The organism is Streptomyces sp. NPDC060205 (assembly GCF_042728395.1).
Classification (GTDB): Bacteria; Actinomycetota; Actinomycetes; order Streptomycetales; family Streptomycetaceae; genus Streptomyces.
The window spans coordinates 1-6,480 of sequence record NZ_JBHWZP010000440.1; the positions used below are offsets into that span (position 1 = coordinate 1).

Sequence of the window (6,480 nt, forward strand, 5' to 3'; positions counted from 1 at the left end):
CCGCCGCCACCTCCTACGCCCGCAGCGACGACTACGACACCGCCAACGACATGATGCGCACGGCGGAGGCTTTTAGGGGCGCGGGGAACTGCGCGCTCAGCCCCCACGCACCCGCAGGTGACCCCAACGGGCGGTAGCCGTCTTCAGGGGCGCGGGGAACTGCGCAATCGGCCGGCCACCGCGCCGCTTCGTCAGAAGTAGTAGCGGGACACGGACTCCGCCACACACACCGGCTTCTCCCCGCCCTCCCGTTCCACCGTGAAGCCGACAGACACCTGCACCCCACCCGCCACCTCGTCGACCGCCGTGATCTTCGCCGTGGCCCGCAGCCGCGACCCCACCGGCACCGGCGCCGGGAAGCGGACCTTGTTCGTCCCGTAGTTGACGCCCATCTTCACGCCCTCGACCGCGATCAGCTGAGGTCCGAACAGCGGCAGCAGCGACAACGTCAGATACCCGTGGGCGATGGTCGTCCCGAAGGGACCGCTCGCCGCTTTCTCCGGGTCCACATGGATCCACTGGTGGTCACCCGTCGCCTCGGCGAACAGATCGATCCGCTTCTGGTCGACCTCCACCCAGTCGCTGTACCCCAACTGCTCACCCACCGCCGCCTTCAGTTCGTCGGCGGACGCGAAGATCCTCGGCTCTGCCATGTCCCTGGCCTTTCCCGTCGCTGCGTGCGTCTTGGCACCATATTCCTAAGCAACTGCTTAGCATGGCCGCAGCGAGGTTCCCTGTCAACGGACCGCCGGGGCGACCGGCTGGGTAGGGTTCGAGGGGTGCCCCAGATTCCCGAGAAGATCCATGAACTCACGGTCGGCCAGCTGTCGGCCCGCAGCGGCGCCGCCGTCTCGGCCCTGCACTTCTACGAGTCCAAGGGCCTGATCAGCAGCCGCCGCACCGCGGGCAACCAGCGCCGCTACCACCGTGACGCCCTGCGCCGGGTCGCCTTCGTACGGGCCGCGCAGCGCGTCGGCATCCCGCTGGCCACGATCCGCGACGCCCTCGCCGAACTCCCCGAGGAACGCACACCCACCCGGGAGGACTGGGCCCGCCTCTCGGAGGCCTGGCGCTCCGAACTCGACGAGCGCATCAAGCAGTTGGGCCGCCTGCGGGACCACCTCACGGACTGCATCGGCTGCGGCTGCCTCTCGTTGGAGAACTGCGTCCTGTCCAACCCCGACGACGTCTTCGGCGAGCGGCAGAGCGGCTCCCGCCTCATGGTGGAACGCGGCGGACAACGCGTACGCCGGACCTCGGAGCGGCAGTCCGAACGGGAATCCGAGCGGGACGCGGAGGCCGGGAACTGCCGCTGAGGCAGCTCCCGGGCCCGAGGAGCGGAGCGAGGGTTTCCGGAGCTGCTACGGCCGGTGGTTTCGCGAGCGCCGGGCCAGTGCCTCCGTCACCAACTCCGCGTTGGACGCGGCCCGTCGGCCGTCGGGGAGGGTCAGTGTGTCCTCCAGGCCGATACGGGTCGCCAGGCCGAGGCGCGCGGCGAGGTCCAGGACGGGCCAGGTACCGCCCTCCTCCCCGTGCAGCAGGACGGGGCGGCCGTGTGCGGCGCCGAGCGCTGCGAGGAGCCGCCGGGCGGTGTCCTCGGCCGTGTCCGGATCCGGGTCCGTCACCTCCGCGAGAACCCGCAGCACCCGCGGACCCAGCGGTGACGCCGCGAACCGCGCGGCTCCGTCCGTGCCGGACCAGATGCCCGCCTCGACGCCCACGCCCCGCGCCAGGAGCGCCGCGGCGACCTCCTCGGCGCCCGGCTCGTGCCAGTTGACCGAGGCGTGGTCGGGCAGGACGCTCCACTCACGGACGCGCGCGACGCGGGCCGCGGGGCCGGGCTCGGCCCAGGCACCGGTGGTCACTCCGACGGGAACGTCCACCTGAGACCTGATTTCGTCCAGGGTCGCCGCAACCGCCTTCGCCGACAGCGTGTCTTCTCCACAAGGGGACTTGGGATGCACATGGATGTCCGACGCCCCGGCCGCGACGGCTTCCGCCGCGGAGCCGGCCATCGCTTTCGGCGACAACGGCACGAGCGCCCCGTCGCCGGACCCGCGCCCCCCGTTCACACAGACCTGGACCATGCCCCCGATGGTGCCAGGCCCCACCGACAACCGGAGATCGAAAGGGGAACGGGCGATGAGCCTGGCCATTTGCTCGCTGAAGTGGGAAGCCGCGCACACGGGGGCCCAGCAGATCAGGTACGACCCTGACGGGTACCACCTCGTGCGCTTCCCGTACGTCACGGGCGAGGAGCAGTACGACCGCTGGAACATGCACGACCCGGCGAAGGGCGGCTCCGGCGCGTCGACGTTTCCCGACGCCCGCTCGGGGCTGATCTGGCCGAGCCACGACGGCTGGGGCGTCCTGTCGGCGCTGGTCTTCTGGGAGCCGGACGCGGGCGGTCTTGAGTACCGGGCGCGCTTCGTGCGCGACCCGCTGAATCTCACGGCGGCGCGCTACGACTCGACAGCCACCTCCGACACGTCACCCACCCGGGGCGGCCAGTACCGGACCTACATGTGGCAGATGTTCGTGCATCCGGGCACCCCGGTCGGCCTGAAGGTGTCCGTGCGCGGCGCGCGGGACGCGAAGGTCTCCACATCGCTGATGTGCGCGGAGTTCAAGCTGGCCATCCACACCGACGTCAAGGTCCCGTAGGCGTGTACCCGGGGGTGCGGCTCCTCCAGGCGCACCCCCGGTGCCGCTACCCCGCGACCGCCACGAGGAGGCGTCCCCGGCGGCACTCCGTGAGCGCCTCGGGGGTGAGGACCGGTCGGGGGACCACGATTCCGCAGGCCGTGCAGACGGGACCGGAGGACGGTTCGTGGGCCAGGTCGTACTTCCAGACGAGGCGCTCGCCCGAGCAGACGGGGCAGACGGCGCCGGGCTCGCGCTCCAGGGCGGCGATCAGCCGGCGCAGCACCTCGGCCAGTGGTTCATGGGGGTGGATCCCGGGGTCGTCGCACCAGGCGACCCCGAAGCCGCCCCAGGTGAGCCGGTGCCAGTCGTCCACGCTGCCTGGGCTGCGCAGACCGTCGTGCTTCTCCTTCTTGCGGCGCTGGGCGAACCCGGCCTCGTAGGTGAGCCACACGGAGCGGGCCGCCTCCAGTTCGTCCAGTGCGGCCACGAGCCGCACCGGATCGGGGGACCGGTCCTCGGGGTCGAACCCGGCCCGGGAGCACAGATGGTCCCAGGTCGCCCGGTGACCATAAGGAGCGAACCGCTCAAGGCACTTGCGCAGTGAATAGCGCCGCAGTGCCAGATCGCTCCTCGGGTCGCGCACCTGTCTCGCCAGACTGCGGAATCCCGCCATCGCCCTGCACCTCCGTCACACCTGCACCTGTACTTCGGTCACTTCGGCGTCGTCGTAAGGACGTCGCCGAATAGACGTATCGACACGCGATTCGGCTCCATCTGTTTTTCGGCGACCGCCATAAAACCGCCATTCAGCCGGTTGTCGGCCATCCGCAAGACGGTTGTCGGCCGTCTCTCGGGTCATTCCCGGCCGTCGTCCCGTGGCGGTCGGCGGCACCGGGAGGGCTCCGTCGGCCCCTCCGGCGCCGAAAGTGACGCATGTTCATCTTCTAACCCGGGGATACCGGCAGTAACATCCCGCCCACCCCCGTCGTGAGGAGTCAGCCATGCCCCGGCGTACCCCACGCACCATCCTCGACAGACTGAGAACTCCCCGCAGATTCCCCAAGTTCCTCATGGGGGCTTCGGTATGCGTTCTCATTGCCGGTCTTTTGTCACCGCTTTCCCAGGCGGTCGCCGCCGACACCCCCGCCGCGGCGGCGAACGACTACTGCGGCAGCCAGTGCTCGGACATTCTCCCCGCAGGTCAGAACGGCAATGCGACCCTCGCCGAGATCCTTCTCAACCAGGCTTTCGGCACCCAGCCCGCCCACGCGGACGATCAGCTGGCGCCCTACGGCAATCTGGCGTCCGGTTATTCCGCGCTCACCGACGCCAAAATTAACGACTTTTTCAGAGACGCCTCGTTCGGGGTCCCCGCCGACCAGGTCGAGTCCACCCTGAAGCCCGCGGGCCGTACCGACGTGACGATCGTCCGCGACAAGAAGACCGGCGTACCGCACATCACGGGCACCACCCGCTACGGAACCGAGTTCGGCGCCGGTTACGCCGCCGCCCAGGACCGGCTGTGGCTGATGGACGTCTTCCGGCACGTCGGCCGCGGCAAACTCACCCCCTTCGCGGGCGGCGCCCCCTCCAACCAGGGCCTGGAGCAGGAGTTCTGGCGCCACGCCCCGTACACCGAGGCGGATCTGCAGGCGCAGATCGACAGCGCCGTCGCCAACAACGGAGCCCGCGGCCAGCAGGCCCTCGCCGACGTCAGGGCCTACCTCGACGGCATCAACTCCTACATAGACGCCTCGGACAGCGGCCGCTACTTCCCCGGCGAGTACGTCCTGACCGGCCACAAGGACTCCATCACCAACGCCGGGACCATCGAACACTTCAAGGAGACCGACCTGGTCGCGCTGGCCTCCGTCATCGGCGCGCTCTTCGGCTCCGGGGGCGGCGGCGAGGTCAACAACGCCGTCTCCCTGCTCGCCGCCCAGTCCAAGTACGGCGTGCAGGAGGGCACCAAGGTCTGGGAGTCCTTCCGCGAGCGCAACGACCCCGAGGCCGTCCTCACCGTCCACAACGGCGAGAGCTTCCCGTACGCCACCAAACCGACGACCCCGCAGGGCACCGCACTGCCCACCGCGGGCACGGTGACCGAGGAGCCGCTGGTCTACGACCGCACGGGCAGCGCGGCCACCGCCACGGCCACCGGAACGACGGCCTCGGCGACGGCGAGCGCCCTCAGCTCCGCGCGGCGCGGTATGTCCAACGCCCTCGTGGTGAGCGGGAAGTCCACCGCGAGCGGCCACCCCATCGCCGTCTTCGGCCCGCAGACCGGCTACTTCGCGCCACAGCTGCTCATGCTCCAGGAGATCCAGGGCCCGGGACTCAGCGCCCGCGGCGCCTCCTTCGCGGGCCTGAGCATGTACGTCGAACTCGGCCGCGGCCAGGACTACGCGTGGAGCGCCACGACCTCCGGCCAGGACATCATCGACACCTACGCCGTCGAGCTGTGCCAGGACGACACCCACTACCTGTACCGCGGCACCTGCACGGCCATGGAGAAGATCGAGCAGACCAACGCCTGGAAGCCCACCACCGCCGACAGCACCCCCGCGGGCTCCTACCGCATGCAGGTCTGGCGCACCAAGTACGGCCCGGTCACCCACCGGGCCACGGTCGACGGCAAGAAGGTCGCGTACACCACGCTGCGCTCCTCCTTCCTGCACGAGGCCGACTCGATCATCGGCTTCCAGATGCTCAACGACCCGGACTACGTCAAGAGCCCGCAGACCTTCCAGGCGGCGGTGCAGCACATCAACTACACCTTCAACTGGTTCTACGCCGACTCGCAGCACACCGCCTACTACAACAGCGGTGACAACCCCGTACGCGCGGCCGGCGTCGACGCCGAGTTCCCGGTCTGGGCGCAGCCGGCGTACGAGTGGAGGAACTGGACGCCGACGACGAACACCGCCGACTACACCCCGGCGTCCGCCCACCCCCACTCCATCGACCAGGACTACTACATCTCCTGGAACAACAAACAGGCCAAGGACTACACCACGGCCCCCTGGGGCAACGGCTCCGTCCACCGCGGCAACCTCCTGGAGGACCGCGTGAAAAAGCTGGTGACCGCGGGCGGGGTGACCAGGGCGTCGCTCACCAAGGCGATGGCCGACGCGGCGCTGGCCGACCTGCGCGCCGAGGACGTCCTGCCGAAGCTGCTCCAGGTGATCAAGAGCTCGCCCGTCACCGACACGACGGCCGCGGCGGCCGTCACGAAACTGTCCGACTGGGTCACCGCGGGCGCCAGACGCAAGGAGACCTCCGCCGGTTCGAAGGCCTACGCCAACGCCGACGCGATCCGCCTCCTCGACGCCTGGTGGCCCGCGCTGGTGAAGGCCGAGTTCGAACCCGGCCTCGGCAGCGACCTCTACACCGCGATGACCGCCAACCTCCCCGTGGACGAGGCCCCTTCGGCGGGACACGGGCCCACCGGATCGCACGCCGGCAGCTCCTTCCAGTACGGCTGGTGGAGTTATGTCCACAAGGACATCCGGGCGGTGCTCGGCGAGTCCGTGCAGGGCGGCCTCGCCAAGCCGTACTGCGGCGGCGGCAGCCTCAGCGCCTGCCGGGACATCCTGATCAGTACGCTCAAGACGGCGGCCGGCCGGACCGCCGCGCAGGTCTATCCCGGCGACGACCTCTGCTCGGCGGGCGACCAGTGGTGCGCCGACTCGGTCAACCAGCGGACGCTGGGCGGCATCAAGCACGGGAAGATCAGCTGGCAGAACCGGCCGACCTACCAGCAGGTCGTGGAGTTCACCTCGCACCGGTGACGCGGGGAAGGCACGGAGGTACGTCCTGGCGGCGGGGCAGCGG

At 69.9% G+C, this 6,480-nt stretch carries 6 protein-coding genes; 3 read left to right on the plus strand and 3 right to left on the minus strand.

Annotated elements, in window-relative coordinates:
- Positions 1–191 precede the first annotated feature (191 nt).
- Entirely contained in the window at positions 192–653 is a 462-nt protein-coding gene (locus ACFWGJ_RS40350; RefSeq protein WP_387333938.1) for a MaoC family dehydratase, read from the minus strand.
- Between the two features lie 126 nt (positions 654–779).
- Between ACFWGJ_RS40350 and soxR the strand changes: the two genes are divergently transcribed.
- Positions 780–1,316, plus strand: coding sequence for a redox-sensitive transcriptional activator SoxR (soxR, locus tag ACFWGJ_RS40355; RefSeq protein ID WP_387333939.1), 537 nt, complete (start codon positions 780–782; stop codon positions 1,314–1,316).
- A 45-nt stretch (positions 1,317–1,361) separates the two neighbouring features.
- Here the strand turns inward: soxR and ACFWGJ_RS40360 are convergent, their stop codons facing one another.
- Positions 1,362–2,087: a 3-keto-5-aminohexanoate cleavage protein gene (locus tag ACFWGJ_RS40360; protein ID WP_387333940.1), complete on the minus strand. Its 726-nt coding sequence runs from the start codon at positions 2,085–2,087 to the stop codon at positions 1,362–1,364.
- A 55-nt stretch (positions 2,088–2,142) separates the two neighbouring features.
- Between ACFWGJ_RS40360 and ACFWGJ_RS40365 the strand changes: the two genes are divergently transcribed.
- A complete protein-coding gene (locus ACFWGJ_RS40365) occupies positions 2,143–2,664 on the plus strand; it encodes a hypothetical protein (RefSeq protein WP_387333941.1) in 522 nt (173 codons plus the stop codon).
- Between the two features lie 46 nt (positions 2,665–2,710).
- Here the strand turns inward: ACFWGJ_RS40365 and ACFWGJ_RS40370 are convergent, their stop codons facing one another.
- The gene (locus tag ACFWGJ_RS40370) at positions 2,711–3,319 is read right to left on the minus strand and encodes a hypothetical protein (RefSeq protein ID WP_387333942.1); all 609 of its coding nucleotides are present in this window, start codon (positions 3,317–3,319) and stop codon (positions 2,711–2,713) included.
- Between the two features lie 328 nt (positions 3,320–3,647).
- Between ACFWGJ_RS40370 and ACFWGJ_RS40375 the strand changes: the two genes are divergently transcribed.
- Positions 3,648–6,437 carry a penicillin acylase family protein gene (locus ACFWGJ_RS40375; RefSeq protein WP_387333943.1) on the plus strand — a complete coding sequence of 930 codons (2,790 nt, stop codon included), beginning with the start codon at positions 3,648–3,650 and terminating at the stop codon, positions 6,435–6,437.
- The last annotated feature ends 43 nt before the right edge of the window (positions 6,438–6,480 follow it).

Bases quoted from the DNA above. Each gene is read 5' to 3' on its own strand.
- ACFWGJ_RS40375 (WP_387333943.1), top strand. From the start codon at position 3,648: ATGCCCCGGCGTACCCCACGCACCATCCTCGACAGACTGAGAACTCCC.
- ACFWGJ_RS40370 (WP_387333942.1), bottom strand. From the start codon at position 3,319: ATGGCGGGATTCCGCAGTCTGGCGAGACAGGTGCGCGACCCGAGGAGC.
- ACFWGJ_RS40365 (WP_387333941.1), top strand. From the start codon at position 2,143: ATGAGCCTGGCCATTTGCTCGCTGAAGTGGGAAGCCGCGCACACGGGG.
- ACFWGJ_RS40360 (WP_387333940.1), bottom strand. From the start codon at position 2,087: ATGGTCCAGGTCTGTGTGAACGGGGGGCGCGGGTCCGGCGACGGGGCG.
- ACFWGJ_RS40350 (WP_387333938.1), bottom strand. From the start codon at position 653: ATGGCAGAGCCGAGGATCTTCGCGTCCGCCGACGAACTGAAGGCGGCG.